Origin of the sequence: Pseudomonas sp. TWI923 (genome assembly GCF_039673365.1) — a bacterium.
Classification (GTDB): Bacteria; Pseudomonadota; Gammaproteobacteria; order Pseudomonadales; family Pseudomonadaceae; genus Aquipseudomonas; species Aquipseudomonas sichuanensis.
The window spans coordinates 1-16,007 of sequence record NZ_JBDJLM010000100.1 but is presented as its reverse complement, the minus strand read 5'-3'; the positions used below and the strand labels follow the sequence as shown (position 1 = coordinate 16,007).

16 protein-coding genes are annotated in these 16,007 nt (G+C 62.6%); 9 read left to right on the top strand and 7 right to left on the bottom strand.

Annotation, left to right across the window (positions count from 1 at the left end; translation table 11 throughout):
* Positions 1-487 precede the first annotated feature (487 nt).
* Positions 488-967 (top strand): GNAT family N-acetyltransferase, encoded by a 480-nt coding sequence (locus ABE459_RS23885; RefSeq protein WP_323833377.1) that lies wholly within the window; start codon positions 488-490, stop codon positions 965-967.
* Positions 968-986: 19 nt separating this feature from the next.
* Here the strand turns inward: ABE459_RS23885 and ABE459_RS23880 are convergent, their stop codons facing one another.
* Complete coding sequence (locus ABE459_RS23880; protein ID WP_125860169.1) at positions 987-1,559, bottom strand: ACP phosphodiesterase; 573 nt, start codon at positions 1,557-1,559, stop codon at positions 987-989.
* Between the two features lie 152 nt (positions 1,560-1,711).
* Here ABE459_RS23880 and ABE459_RS23875 point away from each other — a divergent pair, with 152 nt between their 5' ends.
* Genes ABE459_RS23875 through ABE459_RS23865 form a run of 3 tightly spaced genes read left to right on the top strand, consistent with a single transcriptional unit; the run spans position 1,712 to position 4,266 of the window.
* Positions 1,712-2,014 (top strand): helix-turn-helix transcriptional regulator, encoded by a 303-nt coding sequence (locus tag ABE459_RS23875; protein WP_125465414.1) that lies wholly within the window; start codon positions 1,712-1,714, stop codon positions 2,012-2,014.
* A gap of 13 nt (positions 2,015-2,027) precedes the next feature.
* Positions 2,028-3,197: an MFS transporter gene (locus ABE459_RS23870; protein WP_323833375.1), complete on the top strand. Its 1,170-nt coding sequence runs from the start codon at positions 2,028-2,030 to the stop codon at positions 3,195-3,197.
* A gap of 19 nt (positions 3,198-3,216) precedes the next feature.
* Positions 3,217-4,266, top strand: a complete 1,050-nt coding sequence (locus ABE459_RS23865; RefSeq protein WP_323833373.1) for an alkene reductase — start codon at positions 3,217-3,219, stop codon at positions 4,264-4,266.
* Between the two features lie 121 nt (positions 4,267-4,387).
* Here ABE459_RS23865 and ABE459_RS23860 read toward each other — a convergent pair whose 3' ends face one another.
* Positions 4,388-5,863 carry a helicase HerA-like domain-containing protein gene (locus tag ABE459_RS23860; RefSeq protein WP_323833371.1) on the bottom strand — a complete coding sequence of 492 codons (1,476 nt, stop codon included), beginning with the start codon at positions 5,861-5,863 and terminating at the stop codon, positions 4,388-4,390.
* A 172-nt stretch (positions 5,864-6,035) separates the two neighbouring features.
* On the opposite strand from ABE459_RS23860, the gene ABE459_RS23855 reads away from it, so the two are divergent.
* The 3 genes from ABE459_RS23855 (at position 6,036) to ABE459_RS23845 (ending at position 10,012) form a co-directional block, all read left to right on the top strand.
* Positions 6,036-7,910 (top strand): methyl-accepting chemotaxis protein, encoded by a 1,875-nt coding sequence (locus ABE459_RS23855; RefSeq protein WP_125465418.1) that lies wholly within the window; start codon positions 6,036-6,038, stop codon positions 7,908-7,910.
* A 223-nt stretch (positions 7,911-8,133) separates the two neighbouring features.
* Positions 8,134-9,255 (top strand): glycosyltransferase family 1 protein, encoded by a 1,122-nt coding sequence (locus ABE459_RS23850; protein ID WP_323833369.1) that lies wholly within the window; start codon positions 8,134-8,136, stop codon positions 9,253-9,255.
* Positions 9,248-10,012 (top strand): polysaccharide deacetylase family protein, encoded by a 765-nt coding sequence (locus ABE459_RS23845; protein WP_323833367.1) that lies wholly within the window; start codon positions 9,248-9,250, stop codon positions 10,010-10,012. Before ABE459_RS23850 ends, ABE459_RS23845 begins: the two co-directional genes overlap by 8 nt.
* A 24-nt stretch (positions 10,013-10,036) precedes the next feature.
* Here the strand turns inward: ABE459_RS23845 and ABE459_RS23840 are convergent, their stop codons facing one another.
* A complete protein-coding gene (locus ABE459_RS23840) occupies positions 10,037-10,264 on the bottom strand; it encodes a hypothetical protein (protein ID WP_323833365.1) in 228 nt (75 codons plus the stop codon).
* Positions 10,265-10,266: 2 nt separating this feature from the next.
* Positions 10,267-11,118: a formyltetrahydrofolate deformylase gene (gene purU / locus ABE459_RS23835; protein ID WP_125465422.1), complete on the bottom strand. Its 852-nt coding sequence runs from the start codon at positions 11,116-11,118 to the stop codon at positions 10,267-10,269.
* A gap of 299 nt (positions 11,119-11,417) precedes the next feature.
* Here purU and mvaT point away from each other — a divergent pair, with 299 nt between their 5' ends.
* The gene (gene mvaT, locus ABE459_RS23830; RefSeq protein ID WP_110994923.1) at positions 11,418-11,795 is read left to right on the top strand and encodes a histone-like nucleoid-structuring protein MvaT; all 378 of its coding nucleotides are present in this window, start codon (positions 11,418-11,420) and stop codon (positions 11,793-11,795) included.
* Positions 11,796-11,867: 72 nt separating this feature from the next.
* Here the strand turns inward: mvaT and sbcB are convergent, their stop codons facing one another.
* The 3 genes from sbcB to ABE459_RS23815 all read right to left on the bottom strand — a co-directional run bounded on the left by sbcB (position 11,868) and on the right by ABE459_RS23815 (position 14,228).
* Positions 11,868-13,298, bottom strand: coding sequence for an exodeoxyribonuclease I (gene sbcB, locus ABE459_RS23825; protein WP_323833363.1), 1,431 nt, complete (start codon positions 13,296-13,298; stop codon positions 11,868-11,870).
* Between the two features lie 62 nt (positions 13,299-13,360).
* On the bottom strand, positions 13,361-13,720 hold the full coding sequence (locus tag ABE459_RS23820) for a PilZ domain-containing protein (protein ID WP_125465424.1): 360 nt from the start codon (positions 13,718-13,720) through the stop codon (positions 13,361-13,363).
* A 124-nt stretch (positions 13,721-13,844) separates the two neighbouring features.
* On the bottom strand, positions 13,845-14,228 hold the full coding sequence (locus tag ABE459_RS23815; protein ID WP_125465425.1) for a tetratricopeptide repeat protein: 384 nt from the start codon (positions 14,226-14,228) through the stop codon (positions 13,845-13,847).
* Between the two features lie 241 nt (positions 14,229-14,469).
* On the opposite strand from ABE459_RS23815, the gene pyk reads away from it, so the two are divergent.
* Positions 14,470-15,924, top strand: a complete 1,455-nt coding sequence (gene pyk / locus ABE459_RS23810) for a pyruvate kinase (RefSeq protein ID WP_125465426.1) — start codon at positions 14,470-14,472, stop codon at positions 15,922-15,924.
* The last annotated feature ends 83 nt before the right edge of the window (positions 15,925-16,007 follow it).

Genomic DNA, 16,007 nt, shown 5'->3' with positions numbered 1-16,007 from the left:
TTGACTATCAGTCCGTACTCACAAGCACCCACACGAATTGCTTGATTCAATTTGTTAAAGAGCGTTTGGTTAAGAGCTTTTCGTCTCAACCGAGGCGCGCATTCTACGCTTCCCTCATTTGCTGTCAAGCGTTTATTTTGAAGTTCTTTCCGAGAAACTCGTTTAGCTTCAACCGCTTAACTCGCTGCGATCTCTCGCAGCGGGAGGCGAATCATACAGCGTTACAACCTGCTGTCAACTGCCTCGTTGAAATTTTTTCAGGAATTTCAACAGCTTACTGCTTCTCCGCTGCGATGTCTCGCTGCGGGAGGCGAATAATACAGTATTAATTCAGGCCGTCAACCCTGCCCAACAATTAAATGCTTAGCAAGGTCCCCGCGCCCACCCCAAGCGCTTCCAAGGCCCCCACAAGGCATTACCCTATATATAAGGTACTGCCCAAACCACAGGCGCTAAGCTCGCCTAACCCTTTCAGGATGAAGCCCCTATGCCACTGACCCACCGCCCAGTCCAAACCACCGACATCCCCGCCATCTGCTGCTTCCCCCAGGGCCCGGACGAACTGTTCTACATGTTCCCCAAAGCCACCTACCCGCTGACACCCAACCAACTGAGCGAAGCCATCGCCCAGCGCAGCGGTTCGACAGTGGTTGAAGAGGACGGCGTACTACTGGGCTTCGCCAACTTCTATAAAGCAGAAGCCGGCGGCATCTGTGCGCTCGGTAACGTGGTGGTCGCCCCCGCCGCACGCGGCAAGGGCGTGGCGCGCTATCTGGTGCAGTGCATGATCGCGCTGGCCCGCGAACGGTACGCAGCGCAAGAAATCTGGGTGTCGTGCTTCAACCACAATACTGCAGGCTTGTTGCTCTATCCGCAGCTTGGATTCACTCCCTTCCATATAGAGGAGCGCCAGGCACCGGATCACAGCCGGGTTGCACTGATACAGATGAAGCAACTGCTGGGCTGATTGCGCGCCTCAGCGCCCCTCAGCGCCCCGCCGCCGCAAACGCCTGCAACTGTGGATAGAACGCCCGAAAATCCGTCAGCAACGGCTCATACAGGCGCTCCAGCTCCACCATCACCCCTTGCAGGCCTTCCGGTCGCGACAAACGCCGGGCGATGCCGCCAAATACCTGCTCCAGGGTGGCGAAATCGCCATACGCCCCCAGCCAGTCATCGGCGGCCATGAACGGCGCGATACGCGCCAGCCGCCCCGGCAATTGCGGTTCGGCCAATAGCACACGGTAGAAGTTGCCGGTGAACTGCGCCAACGGCTGGTCAGCGTACTCCCCCCAGTGCCGCGCCAGGCAGTGGTCGAAGAACACATCCAGGACGATCCCGGCATAACGCCTGCGTTCACGCGGGAAGCGCGCCAGCGCGGCCAGCACCAACGGGTGGCTGTCGGTGTAACTGTCGATCTGCCGGTGCAAGCGGATCGCGGCCTCCAGTTCCGCTGGAAAGCGCCCTTCCAGCGCGCCTTTGACGAAATCGCCATACAGGCTGCCGAGCAGTTGCTGCGGCGCGGGGCCGCCCAGGTGCAGGTGTGCGAGGTAATTCATGGCCGCAGTCTAGCACTGCGCCAACCTATATCGTCATAAGCCGATATAGCGATTTTCGATCAACTCAGAACCTTTTCATATTTGTATATCGCGAAATACCGATTTATATTTCGCTCCATCGCGATATACCGCTATACACCACGAGCCTATCCATGCCACTCGATCTCGACGAAATAATAAAAGCCCTGTCCCACCCGGTACGGCGAGAAATCCTCAGCTGGCTGAAGGACCCGGCCACGCAGTTCCCCGACCAGCATCACAGCACCGAACAAGGTGTATGTGCCGGACAGATCGACCAACGCTGCGGCCTATCGCAGTCGACCGTCTCGGCCCACCTGGCGACCCTGCAGCGCGCCGGCCTGATCAGCAGCCAGAAGATCGGCCAATGGCACTTCTTCAAACGCAACGAGGCCACCATCCAGGCGTTCCTCGCGCAGATGAGCCAAGAGCTCTGACAAGGACCTTGCAATGCCCCTTTCCTTATTGATCCTGGCGCTCAGCGCCTTCGCCATCGGCACCACCGAGTTCGTCATCATGGGCCTGCTGCCCGATGTCGCGCAGGACCTGGGGGTCAGCATCCCCGGTGCTGGCTGGCTGGTGACCGGCTACGCCCTCGGCGTGGCCATCGGCGCGCCTTTCATGGCCCTGGCCACCGCCCGCCTGCCGCGCAAGGCCGCGCTGGTGGCGCTGATGGGCGTGTTCATCATTGGCAACCTGCTGTGCGCGGTGGCCGGCGACTACAACCTGCTGATGTTCGCCCGGGTGGTCACCGCGTTGTGCCACGGCGCGTTCTTTGGCATCGGCTCGGTGGTGGCGGCCAGCCTGGTGCCGGCCAACCGCCGCGCCTCGGCCGTCGCGCTGATGTTCACCGGCCTTACCCTCGCCAACGTACTGGGTGTACCGCTGGGCACTGCGCTGGGCCAGGTCGCCGGCTGGCGTTCGACATTCTGGGCGGTGACCGGCATCGGTGTGGTCGCACTGATCGGCCTGCTGCGCTTCCTGCCACGCCAGGCCGAAGAGCAGAGTGTGAACATGCGCGCCGAACTGGCTGCCCTCAAAGGCGCCGGCATCTGGCTTTCGCTGAGCATGACCGTGCTGTTTTCGGCGTCGATGTTCGCCCTGTTCACCTACGTTGCACCACTGCTTGGTGATGTCACTGGCGTGTCGCCGCGTGGCGTGACCTGGACCCTGCTGCTGATCGGCCTGGGCCTGACCCTGGGCAATATTGTCGGCGGCAAGCTCGCAGACCGACGCCTGGGCGCCACCTTGGTGGGTGTGTTCACCGCCATGGCCGTGGTGTCCACCGCACTGAGCTGGACCAGCACGGCGCTGGTGCCCGCCGAGATCACCCTGTTCCTCTGGGCCACCGCCGCCTTCGCCGCCGTACCGGCACTTCAGGTCAACGTGGTCACCTACGGCAAGGCAGCACCTAACCTGGTGTCGACCCTCAATATCGGCGCGTTCAACCTGGGCAACGCCCTGGGCGCCTGGGTGGGCGGCAGCGTCATTGCCCACGGCTTCGGCCTGACCCGCGTGCCTCTGGCTGCGGCGGCCCTGGCGGTACTGGCGCTGATCGTCACCCTGATCACCTTCAACCAGCGCGGCAGCGACGCCGAACTGGCCACGGTTTCCAATTGATAGCTGCGAGGCAATCGGTATGACCACGCTGTTCGATCCAATCACACTGGGCGACCTGCAACTGCCCAACCGCATCATCATGGCCCCGCTGACCCGTTGCCGTGCCGACGAAGGCCGGGTACCCAACGCGCTGATGGCCGAGTACTACGTGCAACGCGCCAGTGCCGGGCTGATCCTCAGCGAAGCGACCTCGGTCACCCCGATGGGGGTCGGCTACCCCGACACCCCAGGCATCTGGAACGACGAGCAGGTACGTGGCTGGCACAACGTCACCAAGGCCATCCATGCCGCAGGCGGGCGCATCTTCCTGCAGCTGTGGCACGTCGGGCGCATCTCGCATCCGTCGTACCTGAACGGCGAGCTGCCGGTAGCCCCCAGCGCCATCCAGCCCAAGGGCCACGTGAGCCTGGTGCGGCCGCTCAGCGACTACCCCACCCCGCGCGCCCTGGAAACAGAAGAGATCGCCGACATCGTCGAGGCCTACCGCAGCGGTGCCGAGAACGCCAAGGCCGCCGGTTTCGACGGTGTGGAGATCCATGGCGCCAATGGCTATCTGCTCGACCAGTTCCTGCAGAGCAGCACCAACCAGCGCACCGACCGCTACGGCGGCTCGCTGGAAAACCGTGCGCGTCTGCTGCTGGAAGTGACCGACGCAGTCATCGAGGTGTGGGGCGCCGGCCGCGTCGGCGTACACCTGGCACCACGCGCCGATGCCCACGACATGGGCGACGCCGACCGCGCCGAGACCTTCACCTACGTAGCCCGGGAACTGGGCAAGCGCGGTATCGCGTTCATCTGTTCACGGGAGAAGGAGGCCGACGACAGTATTGGCCTGCTTATAAAGGAAGCGTTCGGCGGCCCGTACATCGTCAACGAGCGCTTCGACAAAGCCAGTGCCAATGCCGCCCTGGCCAGCGGCAAGGCCGATGCGGTGGCCTTTGGCATCCCGTTCATCGCCAACCCCGACCTGCCGGCACGTTTGGCGGCCGATGCGCCGCTCAATGCGCCGCATCCGGAAACCTTCTATGGCAAGGGGCCGGTGGGGTACATCGATTACCCGCGGCTGTGAGCCATGCCTTGGGGCTGCTTTGCAGCCCTTTCGCCGGCAAGCCGGCTCCCACACTGACCGCACTAGCCTTACCTGTGGGAGCTGGCTTGCCAGCGATTGAGCCGCACAGCGGCCCCTTGCATCAACGCTTCTTGCCGCCGAGCAACGACCCCATCAACCCGCGCACCAACTGCCGCCCCAACTGGTTGGCCGCCTGGCGCACCGCCGACTTGATCGCCTGCCCGGCCGCACTCTGCAGAAACTCGCCGGCCTTGTCGGCCAGGCTTTCCTCATCGGCCTTGGGCTGGGGCGCAGGCTCCAACGGCGCGCCTTTGCGCTGCAAGAGCATTTCATAGGCCGACTCGCGGTCGATCGGTTTGTCGTAACGACCCAGCAATGGCGAAGCCGCGATCAACGCGTTGCGCTCGGCCGCGCTCAACGGCCCGATCCGCGACTGCGGTGGGGCAATCAGCACCCGCTGGACCACGGCCGGCGTGCCCTTTTCTTCCAGGGTGCCCACCAGCGCCTCACCGATACCCAGTTCGGTCAGCACCGTCAGGCTGTCGAACGCAGGGTTGGGGCGAAAGCCATCGGCCACGGCGCGCAACGACTTCTGCTCCTTGGCGGTGAATGCCCGCAGGCCGTGCTGAATACGCAACCCCAACTGGGCCAGCACGGTGTCGGGGAGGTCGCCAGGCGACTGGGTGACGAAATACACCCCTACGCCTTTGGAGCGGATCAGTCGCACCACTTGCTCCAGGCGGTCCTGCAACGCCTTTGGCGTATCGTTGAACAGCAGGTGAGCTTCATCGAAGAACAGCGCCAGTACCGGCTTGTCGGCATCACCGCGCTCGGGCAGTTGCTCGAACAGCTCGGCGAGCAGCCATAGCAGGAAGGTCGCGTAGACCTTGGGCGCCTCATGCACCAGGCGGCTGGCGTCAAGCAGATGGATGCGACCACGGCCGTCGCTGTCCGGGTGCAGCAGGTCCTGCAATTGCAGCGCTGGCTCGCCGAACAGCGCCTCGGCGCCCTGCTGCTCGAGGGTGGCCAACCGGCGCAGCAGGGCTTGAGTCGAGGCACTGGTCATCAGCGCGCTGTCCTCGCCGAGCAGTTGCGGGCTGTCCTTCAAGTGCGCCAACAAGGCCTTGAGGTCCTTGAGGTCGAGCAACAACAGCCCCTCACGGTCGGCCACCTTGAACGCCGCATACAAGGCTGCCTGCTGGCTGTCGGTGAGCTCCAGCAGGTTGCCCAGCAGCAAGGGCCCCATTTCACTCAGGGTGGTACGCAAAGGGTGCCCCGACTGGCCGGCGATATCCCACAAGGTGACCGGGTAGGCCTGCGGCCGGTGGTTCAGCCAAGGCATCCCGGCGATACGCTCAGCCACCTTGCCCTGCGGCGCGCCAGCCGCACCCAGGCCACACAGGTCGCCCTTCACATCGGCGGCAAACACAGCCACACCGGCATCGCTGAACAGCTCGGCCAGATGCTGCAAGGTGACGGTCTTGCCGGTACCTGTGGCACCCGCCACCAGCCCGTGGCGATTGGCCAGGCGCATGGCCTGGGACACCGGCTGACCGTCAGGGCCAGCGCCTACAAGCATTTGAAAAGAATCCGACATCTTCGTCATCCTTTGCTCAAGTTCTGCGTGGTAACGGCCGATATTTCAAAATGATTCCAAACAGAAAGACAGTTACAACCCGAAAAGGACCCACGGGACCTGTTGCACTGTTTTCCCACCGTGCTTTGTGCGAACGACCCGATAAAAAAACCTTAGCGGACGCGATCACGTCATGAATAAAAGCCTTCGTTTCAGCCACAAGATTCTTATGGCGGCATCACTCATCGTGATCCTCGCCTTCAGCCTGTTCACCCTGTACAACGACTACCTCCAGCGTAATGCCATTCGCGAGAACCTGGAGAATTACCTGGCTGAGATGGGCGAATCCACGTCCACCAACATCCGCAACCTGTTCGAGGGGCGCATCAAGCTGGTCGAGAACGTTGCCCAGAACCTTGCCCAATACCCACAGAACATCGGCACCCTGCTGGGCCAGAATGCCCTAACCTCCAGCTTCCTGACCATCTACCTCGGCCAGCCCGACGGCACCTTCACCGTGCGCCCGGACACCAAGATGCCAGATGGCTACGACCCACGCGTGCGCCCCTGGTACAAGGACGGCATGAACGCCAACGGGCCGATGCTCACCGAACCCTACATCGACATGGCCACCAACAAGATGGTCATCTCGATCATCAGCACCGCTTCGCGCTCGGTCGGCGTGGTCGGTGGCGACCTGGCCCTCGACGGCCTGGTCGAGATCATCAACTCGCTGAACTTCGGCGGCATGGGCTATGCCTTCCTGGTCAACGACCAAGGCAAGATCCTGGTGCACCCTGACAAGAACCTGGTAATGAAGTCGCTGTCGGACCTGTTCCCGCAGCACACACCTAAGCTGTCCCGTGAGTTGACTGAAGTCGAACTCAATGGCCAGACCCGCCTGCTGACCTTCACCCCGGTCAAAGGCCTGCCTTCGGCCAACTGGTACATCGGCCTGTCGGTAGACAAAGACAAAGCCTTCACCATGCTCAGCAACTTCCGCACCTCGGCGGTCATCGCCACCCTGGTGGCGGTGGTGATCATCATCGCCCTGCTCGGCCTGCTGATCCGCGTGCTGCTGCAGCCGCTGCACACCATGACCCGCGCCATGGAGAACATTGCCGAAGGTGAAGGCGACCTGACCCGTCGCCTGCAGATCGACAACCACGACGAGTTCGGCATTCTCGGCACGGCGTTCAACCGCTTCGTCGAACGCATCCACACCTCGATCCGCGAGGTGTCCTCGGCCACCGAGCAGGTCAACGAAGTGGCCCTGCGGGTGATCAGCGCCTCCAACTCGTCGATGACCAACTCCGACGAGCAGTCCAACCGCACCAACAGCGTCGCTGCCGCCATCAACCAACTGGGTGCCGCCGCCCAGGAGATCGCCGGCAACGCCGCCCAGGCATCGCAACACGCCAGCTCCGCACGCCTGCTGGCCGAGGAAGGCCAACACGTGGTGCAGCGCAACATCGATGCGATGAACCGCCTGTCGGACCTGATCGTCACCTCCAGCTCGCACATCGAGACGCTCAACAACAAGACCGTCAACATCGGCCAGATTCTCGAGGTGATCACCAGCATCTCCCAGCAGACCAACCTGCTGGCGCTCAACGCCGCCATCGAGGCTGCCCGTGCCGGCGAGGCCGGGCGTGGGTTTGCCGTGGTCGCCGATGAAGTGCGCAACCTGGCCCACCGCACCCAGGAGTCGGCACAGCAGGTGCAGACCATGATCGAGGAGCTGCAAATCGGCGCCCGCGAGTCGGTCGACACCATGGGCCAGAGCCAGCGCCACAGCCAGGACAGCATGGAGATCGCCAACCAGGCCGGCGAGCGCCTGGGCAGCGTGACCCAGCGCATCGGCGAGATCGACGGCATGAACCAGTCGGTGGCCACCGCCACCGAAGAGCAGACCGCCGTGGTCGACTCGATCAACATGGACATCAACGAAATCAACATGCTCAACCAGGAAGGCGTCGAGAACCTGCAGGCCACCCTGCGCGCCTGCTCGGACCTCGAGCAGCAGGCCGGCCGCCTGAAGCACCTGGTCGGCAGCTTCCGCATCTGACCTTCTGACCAAGCTGCCTGCTTCGCGGGTGAACCCGCTCCCACAGGATCTGTACAGTACCTGAAACTGTCTCGATCACTGTGGGAGCGGGTTCACCCGCGAAGAAGCCAGCGCCGCTCCCCCTGCCCGATCGAACAAACTATCCTTCTGTAAGGTCAACCTTCAGGCGAATCATCATCGGCGTATCACGCCCGGTGACGATCCTGAAGTCGATCCCGGAGGGATGCTGATCGTGCACATCGCCGACATCACCATGTTCTACGCTCCAGCCAGCGGTGGTGTGCGGACGTACCTCGATGCCAAACACCGCCGCCTCGGCGCCATGCCCGGCGTACGCCACAGCTTGTTGATCCCCGGCCCCAGCGCCAGCCACGCCGATGGCATCCATCACGTCCCCGCCCCATCCCTGCCATTCGGCAACGGCTACCGTTTCCCGCTGCGCCTGGCCCCCTGGTGCAACATGCTGCGCCGCCTGCAGCCCGACCTGATCGAAGTCGGCGACCCCTACCTCACCGCCTGGGCCGCGCTGGAGGCACGGCGCAAGCTCGGTGTACCGGTGATCGGCTTCTATCACTCCGACCTGCCGCTGCTGGCAAGCAACCGCATGGGCCACTGGTGCACGCCCAATGTCGAAGCTTATGTGAGCAAGCTGTACGGCAACTTCGACCGGGTACTGGCGCCAAGCCAGGTAATGGCCGACAAACTGCGCCGGCTGGGGGTCAGGGATGTGCACGTGCAGCGCCTGGGCGTTGACCTGGCACTGTTCAACCCGGCCCAGCACGACCCCGGCCTGCGCGCCGAGCTGGGCATCGCTGAAACCAGCCGCCTGCTGGTGTTCGCCGGGCGCGGCTCGCGGGAAAAGAACCTGCCGGTACTGCTCGACTGCATGCGCCTGCTGGGCCACCGCTACCACCTGCTGCTGCAGGGTTCGAACATGCCGGCCAGCGTGCCGGACAACGTCAGCGTGATCGACCATTTCTGCCCAGCGCAGGAAGTCGCCCGGCTACTGGCCAGTGCCGACCTGCTGCTGCATGCCGGCGATCAGGAAACCTTTGGCCTGGTGATTCTCGAAGCCATGGCCAGCGCTACGGCGGTGGTCGCGGTACGTGCAGGCGCGTTCAGGGAAATCGTCAACGAGCAGTGTGGCCGCCTGTGTCGCCCCAACGACAGCCAGGCCATGGCCGACGCGGTGCGCGAAGCGTTCGAGGACGGCGTGGGCCGCCTCGGTGCCCAGGCCCGTTTGCATGTGGAACAGCACTATAGCTGGGACCAGGTGGTCAACGGCCTGCTGCTGCACTACCAGGCGGTACTCGGCCACCTGCCGAAGGCACGCGCCCATGGCTGAGCCCGAAGGCGCCGCACGTAGCCTGATGCTGGTGCTGCACGATGTCGCGCCGCAAACCTGGCCCGACTACCAGCCCTTCGTGCAGGCCATAGACACCCTCGGCGGCGTGCCGATGACCTGGCTGGTGGTCCCGGACTTCCACCACCGCAACTACCTGGCCCGCTCACCGACCTTCTGCCGCCTGCTCGAGCGGCGCCTGGCACTGGGTGACGAGTTGGCACTGCACGGTTACTACCACGCCGACGACGGGCCGCCGCCCCGTGGGCCTGGCGAGTACTTCATGCGCCGTGTCTTCACCCATGAAGCCGAGTTCTACGGGCTCGACCAAATGGCTGCCTTGCAACGCCTGCAAGCCGGGTTGGCGCTGTTCGACCAGCAAGGCTGGCCCGTCGCCGGCTTCGTCGCCCCTGCGTGGCTGATGAGCGAAGGCACTCGGCAGGCTTTGCGCCAATTGCCGCTGCGCTACACCAGCACTGCCCGATACCTGTATCGCCTGCCAGATTTCACCGCATTGGACGCCCCAGGCCTGGTGTGGAGTGCGCGCAGCCCCTGGCGCCGCAGCCTGTCGAAGCTGATGAACGACTGGCAGTACCGACGTTGGCAGCAGGCCGATACGTTGCGCCTGGGTGTACACCCGATCGATATGCGCTATCCAGCCTCCCGCAACTACTGGCTGGACACCGTGCACCAACTGTTGGCCGAAGGCCGCGAACCCCTGACCAAATGCGCCTGGCTTGATCGCCAGATCACAGCATGAAATGCACCGAGGCGCGGTTACCTGCTATTGCTCTCGGTCGGCCGCAAGGGGCAGCGGGCGTTCGCCTGCTTGCGCGTGCGCTGCTGGAGCGCTGGCGGCCTCAGGGGGGTTAAGCGCTTGCCACAACGCGGCGGCACCGGGGAACTCGGTGCCGTCCTCGTCGCGCAGCGCTTCGGGGTCGAAGCGCGCCAGGCAGCCTTCGCCCAAGGTCGGGGGCGCGCTGGCGCCGGCCTTGTCGCGAGGGCCTGCCATGGTCAGTCGAAGACCACGGTCTTGTTGCCGTGCACCAGCACGCGGTCTTCGAGGTGATAACGCAGACCACGGGCCAGCACCATCTTCTCCACGTCACGGCCGAAACGCACCATGTCCTCGATGCTGTCGGCGTGGCTGACACGCACCACGTCCTGCTCGATGATCGGGCCGGCATCCAGCTCTTCGGTGACGTAGTGGCAGGTCGCGCCGATCAGCTTCACCCCTCGCAGGGCGGCCTGGTGGTAGGGTTTGGCGCCGACGAACGACGGCAGGAAGCTGTGGTGGATATTGATGACCTTTTCCGCGTAGTCGCGGCACAGCTGTGGCGGAAGAATCTGCATGTAGCGCGCCAGCACCACCACGTCGGCACCATGTTCCTGGACCAGGCGCGAGACTTCGGCGAAGGCCGGGGCCTTGTCCTTCGGGTCGACCGGCACATGGAAGAACGGAATCCCATGCCACTCGACCATGCTGCGCAGGTCGTCATGGTTGGAGATCACGCAGGGGATCTCGCAATCCAGTTCATCGGTGTGCCAGCGGTGCAGCAGGTCGGCCAGGCAGTGGGATTCCCGGCTGGCCATCAGCACCACGCGCTTCTTCTGCGCCGAGTCGGTGATCCGCCAAGTCATGGAGAACTCTTCGGCGATCGGCGCAAAGGCCTCGCGGAATGCTTCGATGCCGAACGGCAGGGATTCGGCGCGGATTTCATGGCGCATGAAGAACCAGCCACTCTGTTCATCGGAGTGGTGGCTGGCCTCGTTGATCCAGCCATTATAGAGGGCCAGGAAATTACTGACTTTTGCCACGATGCCGACACGGTCGGGGCAGGCAATCACCAGTCGATAGGTGCGCATGAGGGGGGCTCCAGAACTTCGCAAAGGCGCATATTCTAGCGGCCCGGAAGGAAAAACGCAGTATTGATTGACAGGCATCGCAGCGCCGGCGACAGGGAAAATTCGCACACGGCATATCCCTTCTTCGTAAAGGGGTATGGCGATTAACCTGTCATTTATGTAAATTTTTTTTAACCAAACAGCGATCTGGCCATTCACTGCTATTAATTGATTCGTGACTTTTTAATTGTTTACTTGCGAGTATCGCCTGTCTATTATTGCCCGCACTGTCTCCCTGAATATGCATTAAGGAACACGCCATGTCGCTGATCAACGAATACCGCGCCACCGAAGAAGCCATCAAAGAACTTCAGGCCCGCCTGGCCAACCTGTCCCAGGATGACAAGCTGAAGAAAGAACTGGAGTTCGAAGGCAAACTGCGCACCCTGATGGGCGAATACTCCAAGTCGCTGCGTGACGTGATTGCCCTGCTCGACCCGGAAAGCAAACTGAGCAAGGCCCCACGCGGCGCGACCAAAGTCACCGCCACCAAACGCGCACGCAAGGTCAAGCAGTACAAGAACCCGCACAATGGCGAGGTTATTGAAACCAAGGGTGGCAACCACAAGACCCTGAAAGAGTGGAAAGCCAAGTGGGGCGGCGACGTCGTTGAAGGCTGGGCCACCCTGCTGGACTGATACGCGTATCACGCAATCAGTTACAACTTGAAAAACGCCGGCAGCTGCCGGCGTTTTTATTACTGCTTGCGTTCAAATCTGGAACTGCGCTTTCAATTGCCCGGCATGCGCCTGCCAGGCCTTCAATACCGCTTTCCCCGCCTCGTCAGCCTCGGCCCAACTGCTCTGCAACGCCTTCTCGAAGTCACCCAGGGTGTTCGGTGCGCCCATGGCAGGGTCACTTAATCGCTGCTGGCAGAATGCCTGCCAACGCGCCTGTTCTTGTGCGTCGAGGGTGTCGGCAAAGTTGCGTGCACGATAACGGAACAACAGCTCGGGCAAGCGCGAATCATCGAACATCCAGTGGCCCTTGGCCAATTGCGCCGGGTCTGTGGTACGTACTTGTTCACACAAGCGCCTGTCTCGATCACCGATGAATCCGTCGTACAACTGTTGTTCCGGATCCTCACACGGGGCAAAGTCTTCTTCCCCGTAAATAACCTCGAGCTTGTAACGCCAATGGGCCTGCTGGCTGGCCAATTGCTCAGCGTGCTTCTGCAATTGCGCCATATCCAGGCCCAACCGTTGTTGATCGGCGGGGCGCACTACCGACAAGGGTGCCAACACCGGGCAACGATTGACATGCACCAACTTCAACGGCACGGGTAGTTCGCCTTCAGCCAATGCTTCGCGCCGCGTGTACAACCGCTGACGCAGCACCTCGGCACTGTCCTGCAGCAGCGGTGAAGTTTCCTGCCCCAAGTCACAGACAATCAGGGCGTTGCGATTACGCGGATGCCAGGCCAATGGCAGCACCACACCGATGTAATTACGCTGGGCAGAGAAACGCCCTGACACATGTACCAATGGTTGCAGCAGACGAATCTGCTCCATCACTTTGTGCTTGCTGCGCAACTGGAACAGCCAGTCATAGAGTTTCGGTTGTTTCTCGCGAATCAGTCGCGCCAGGGCGATGGTTGCCCGTACGTCGGACAGCGCTTCATGGGCGTGGCCATGGTCGATGCCATTGGCCTTGCTGAGCAGCTCCAGGCGCAGGCTGGTGCGTCCCTCCTGCTGCGGCCAGACAATCCCTTCAGGGCGCAGGGCATAGGCAGTGCGCACCACGTCGATCAGATCCCAACGGCTGTTACCGCCCTGCCATTCGCGGGCATAGGGGTCGAAAAAGTTGCGGTAAAGGCTGTAGCGGGTGACTTCGTCGTCAAAGCGCAGGGTGTTGTAGCCGGCACCACAGGTGCCTGGGCGGGCCAACTGCTCATGGATGCGGGTCATGAACTCGGCTTCGCACAAGCCCTGGCTGGCCAACTGCTGCGGCGTGATACCGGTCACCAGGCACGCAGCGGGGTGCGGCAGGATGTCATCGGAAGGGCGGCAATAGAGGCTGATTGGCGCCTCGATCTCGTTGAGGTCAAGGTCGGTGCGCACACCAGCCACCTGCAACGGGCGGTCGTTACGCGGGTTGATGCCGGTGGTTTCGTAGTCGTGCCAGAAGATGCTGGAGCTCACGGGGTCTTCCTGTAACAAGGTCGACCAGAGTCTAGCGGGCGCAGTAGCGCCAGGGCCAGCGTTCAGGCAGAGGCGTTGAGCGGGCGGAAGCTGAAGTAGTCGCGCAGCGAGCGCACGAAATCATCGTATTCCTGGGGTGCCTGCAACAGCATGAAGCCGGCATCGTAATGCCCCGGCGTCTCGTCTTCGCGGCACCACAGGCAACTGGCGGTGAGATTGATCAGTTGCTGCCCGCCACCGGCCTGCGGCACGCGCAGTTGCAGCTCGAAGTCTGGCCCCACCAACACCGGCAACTGACTGATCAGCATCAGGCCGTCCTCGGAGGCATTGCCCAGGTAGCCGATCTGCTGGTCGGTAAAGCGGTTGTAGACCTTGAGTACGCAAGGCAGTTGGTGACGTTGGATATGACGTTCGATGAACATGGCGGCTGTGTATTCCTGTACCCGGAGCCAGGAAGACAAGGTACTGGCAGTGATCGTTACAACTTGTTTAACAGATTAGCGCAGCCCGATGGGCCATTACCATGAAATCGATGACACCTTGGGATTAACGCCAAGGTGTACCTTTTACCGGGCTGGCCACTGCCGCTTCACCCCGCAGATAGCCCAGCCTTTCCAGGGTCTGCAGACGGGCCTGGGCGCGATAGGCGTATTCGTTGCGCGGGTACTGCTGGATCAGGTACTGGTAGGTCTGCGCTGCATCTACGTAGAGTTTCTGCCGCTCCAGGCACTGGCCACGCAGCATCGACACTTCCGGATGGATGAACGGCCGTGCGCGGCTGGCGCGGTCGACCTGGGACAGCTCCAGCATGACCCGCGAGCAGTCGCCACGGTCATAGGCGCGGTAGGCATTGTTCAAATGGTGGTCCATGGACCAGCGGGTGCAGCCGACGACACTGGCCGCCATGGTCAAAACGATCAGGGTGCGCATGGGAACTCTCCTTGGATGCCAAGTGTATCGGCGCCTGTGTGAAATTCTCCAGCATCAAGTTACAACTGGCGAAATGCACGAGTCCGCCGCTCATCCATCTGCTTGTAGCTTGCCACTTGTAGCTTGCAGCTTTAAGCGTGCAAGCGACCGTTGATTCTGCCTCCCGGTAGTGCAACGGAACAATGACTACAGCTCAATTGAGGAGTAGCCTTTCGCTGCGCTTCACTATAGGAGTCTGTGCATGACCATCCGCCGTACCAAAATCGTCGCCACCCTTGGCCCCGCCAGCAACTCGCCGGAAGTGATCGAACAACTGATCCTTGCCGGCCTGGACGTGGCACGCCTGAACTTCTCCCACGGCACCCCGGACGAGCACAAAGCCCGCGCCCGCCTGATCCGCGACATCGCCGCCAAGAACGGCCGCCACGTCGCGCTGCTGGGTGACCTGCAGGGTCCGAAGATCCGCATCGCCAAATTCAGCAATAAGCGCATCGAACTGAAAGTCGGTGACAAGTTCACCTTCTCCACCGCCCACCCGCTCACCGAAGGCAACCAGGACATCGTCGGCATCGATTACCCCGACCTGGTCAAGGACTGCGGCGTCGGTGACGAACTGCTGCTCGACGACGGCCGCGTGGTCATGCGCGTCGAGACCGCCACCAGCGATGCCCTGCATTGCGTGGTGATCATCGGTGGCCCGCTGTCCGACCACAAAGGCATCAACCGCAAGGGTGGCGGCCTGACCGCGCCAGCCCTGACCGAAAAAGACAAGGCCGATATCAAGCTGGCCGCGGAAATGGACCTGGACTACCTGGCCGTCTCCTTCCCGCGTGACGCCAGCGACATGGAATACGCCCGCAAGCTGCGTGACGAAGCCGGCGGCAGCGCCTGGCTGGTGGCCAAGATCGAACGCGCCGAAGCGGTGGCCGACGACGAGACCCTCGACCAGTTGATCCGCGCCTCCGACGCGGTGATGGTTGCCCGTGGCGACCTGGGCGTGGAAATCGGCGACGCCGAGCTGATCGCCATCCAGAAGAAGATCATCCAGCACGCACGCCGCAACAACAAAGCGGTGATCGTCGCGACCCAGATGATGGAGTCGATGATCCAGAACCCGATGCCGACCCGCGCCGAAGTGTCCGACGTGGCCAACGCCGTGCTGGACAACACCGACGCGGTGATGCTGTCGGCCGAAAGCGCCGCCGGTTCCTATCCGATCGAAGCCGTCCAGGCCATGGCACGGATCTGCTCGGGCGCCGAAAAGCACCCGACCAGCCAGAAATCCAGCCACCGCCTGCACACCACCTTCGAGCGCTGCGACGAGTCCATCGCCCTCGCGGCGATGTACACCGCCAACCACTTCCCCGGCGTCAAGGCGATCATCGCCCTCACCGAAAGTGGCTACACCCCGCTGATCATGTCGCGCCTGCGTTCGCACGTGCCGATCTTCGCGCTGTCGCCGCACCGCGCTACCCAGGCCCGTGCCAACATGTTCCGCGGCGTGTACCCGATTGCCTTCGACCCGGCTTCGCTGCCGGCCGACAAGGTCAGCCAGGCGGCGGTCGACGAGCTGCTCAAGCGTGGCCTGGTGGAGCAAGGTGACTGGGTCATCCTCACCAAGGGCGACAGCTACCACACCATCGGTGGCACCAACGGCATGAAGATCCTGCATGTCGGTGATCCGCTGGTCGGCTGATCGGCTTCAGGGCCCAGCGCCGGGCAGCCCCCGGCCACACACAAAACAAGTGGGGGCCGGCGGAGCGCGCGGGAGACCAAAAC

Excerpts from the sequence above, each read along its gene's own strand:
- ABE459_RS23860 (WP_323833371.1), bottom strand. The coding sequence starts at position 5,863 with ATGTCGGATTCTTTTCAAATGCTTGTAGGCGCTGGCCCTGACGGTCAG.
- purU (WP_125465422.1), bottom strand. The coding sequence starts at position 11,118 with ATGCGCACCTATCGACTGGTGATTGCCTGCCCCGACCGTGTCGGCATC.
- ABE459_RS23850 (WP_323833369.1), top strand. The coding sequence starts at position 8,134 with ATGCTGATCGTGCACATCGCCGACATCACCATGTTCTACGCTCCAGCC.
- ABE459_RS23875 (WP_125465414.1), top strand. The coding sequence starts at position 1,712 with ATGCCACTCGATCTCGACGAAATAATAAAAGCCCTGTCCCACCCGGTA.
- ABE459_RS23855 (WP_125465418.1), top strand. The coding sequence starts at position 6,036 with ATGAATAAAAGCCTTCGTTTCAGCCACAAGATTCTTATGGCGGCATCA.
- ABE459_RS23865 (WP_323833373.1), top strand. The coding sequence starts at position 3,217 with ATGACCACGCTGTTCGATCCAATCACACTGGGCGACCTGCAACTGCCC.
- ABE459_RS23845 (WP_323833367.1), top strand. The coding sequence starts at position 9,248 with ATGGCTGAGCCCGAAGGCGCCGCACGTAGCCTGATGCTGGTGCTGCAC.
- pyk (WP_125465426.1), top strand. The coding sequence starts at position 14,470 with ATGACCATCCGCCGTACCAAAATCGTCGCCACCCTTGGCCCCGCCAGC.
- ABE459_RS23840 (WP_323833365.1), bottom strand. The coding sequence starts at position 10,264 with ATGGCAGGCCCTCGCGACAAGGCCGGCGCCAGCGCGCCCCCGACCTTG.
- ABE459_RS23820 (WP_125465424.1), bottom strand. The coding sequence starts at position 13,720 with ATGTTCATCGAACGTCATATCCAACGTCACCAACTGCCTTGCGTACTC.
- ABE459_RS23870 (WP_323833375.1), top strand. The coding sequence starts at position 2,028 with ATGCCCCTTTCCTTATTGATCCTGGCGCTCAGCGCCTTCGCCATCGGC.
- ABE459_RS23815 (WP_125465425.1), bottom strand. The coding sequence starts at position 14,228 with ATGCGCACCCTGATCGTTTTGACCATGGCGGCCAGTGTCGTCGGCTGC.
- ABE459_RS23880 (WP_125860169.1), bottom strand. The coding sequence starts at position 1,559 with ATGAATTACCTCGCACACCTGCACCTGGGCGGCCCCGCGCCGCAGCAA.
- ABE459_RS23885 (WP_323833377.1), top strand. The coding sequence starts at position 488 with ATGCCACTGACCCACCGCCCAGTCCAAACCACCGACATCCCCGCCATC.
- mvaT (WP_110994923.1), top strand. The coding sequence starts at position 11,418 with ATGTCGCTGATCAACGAATACCGCGCCACCGAAGAAGCCATCAAAGAA.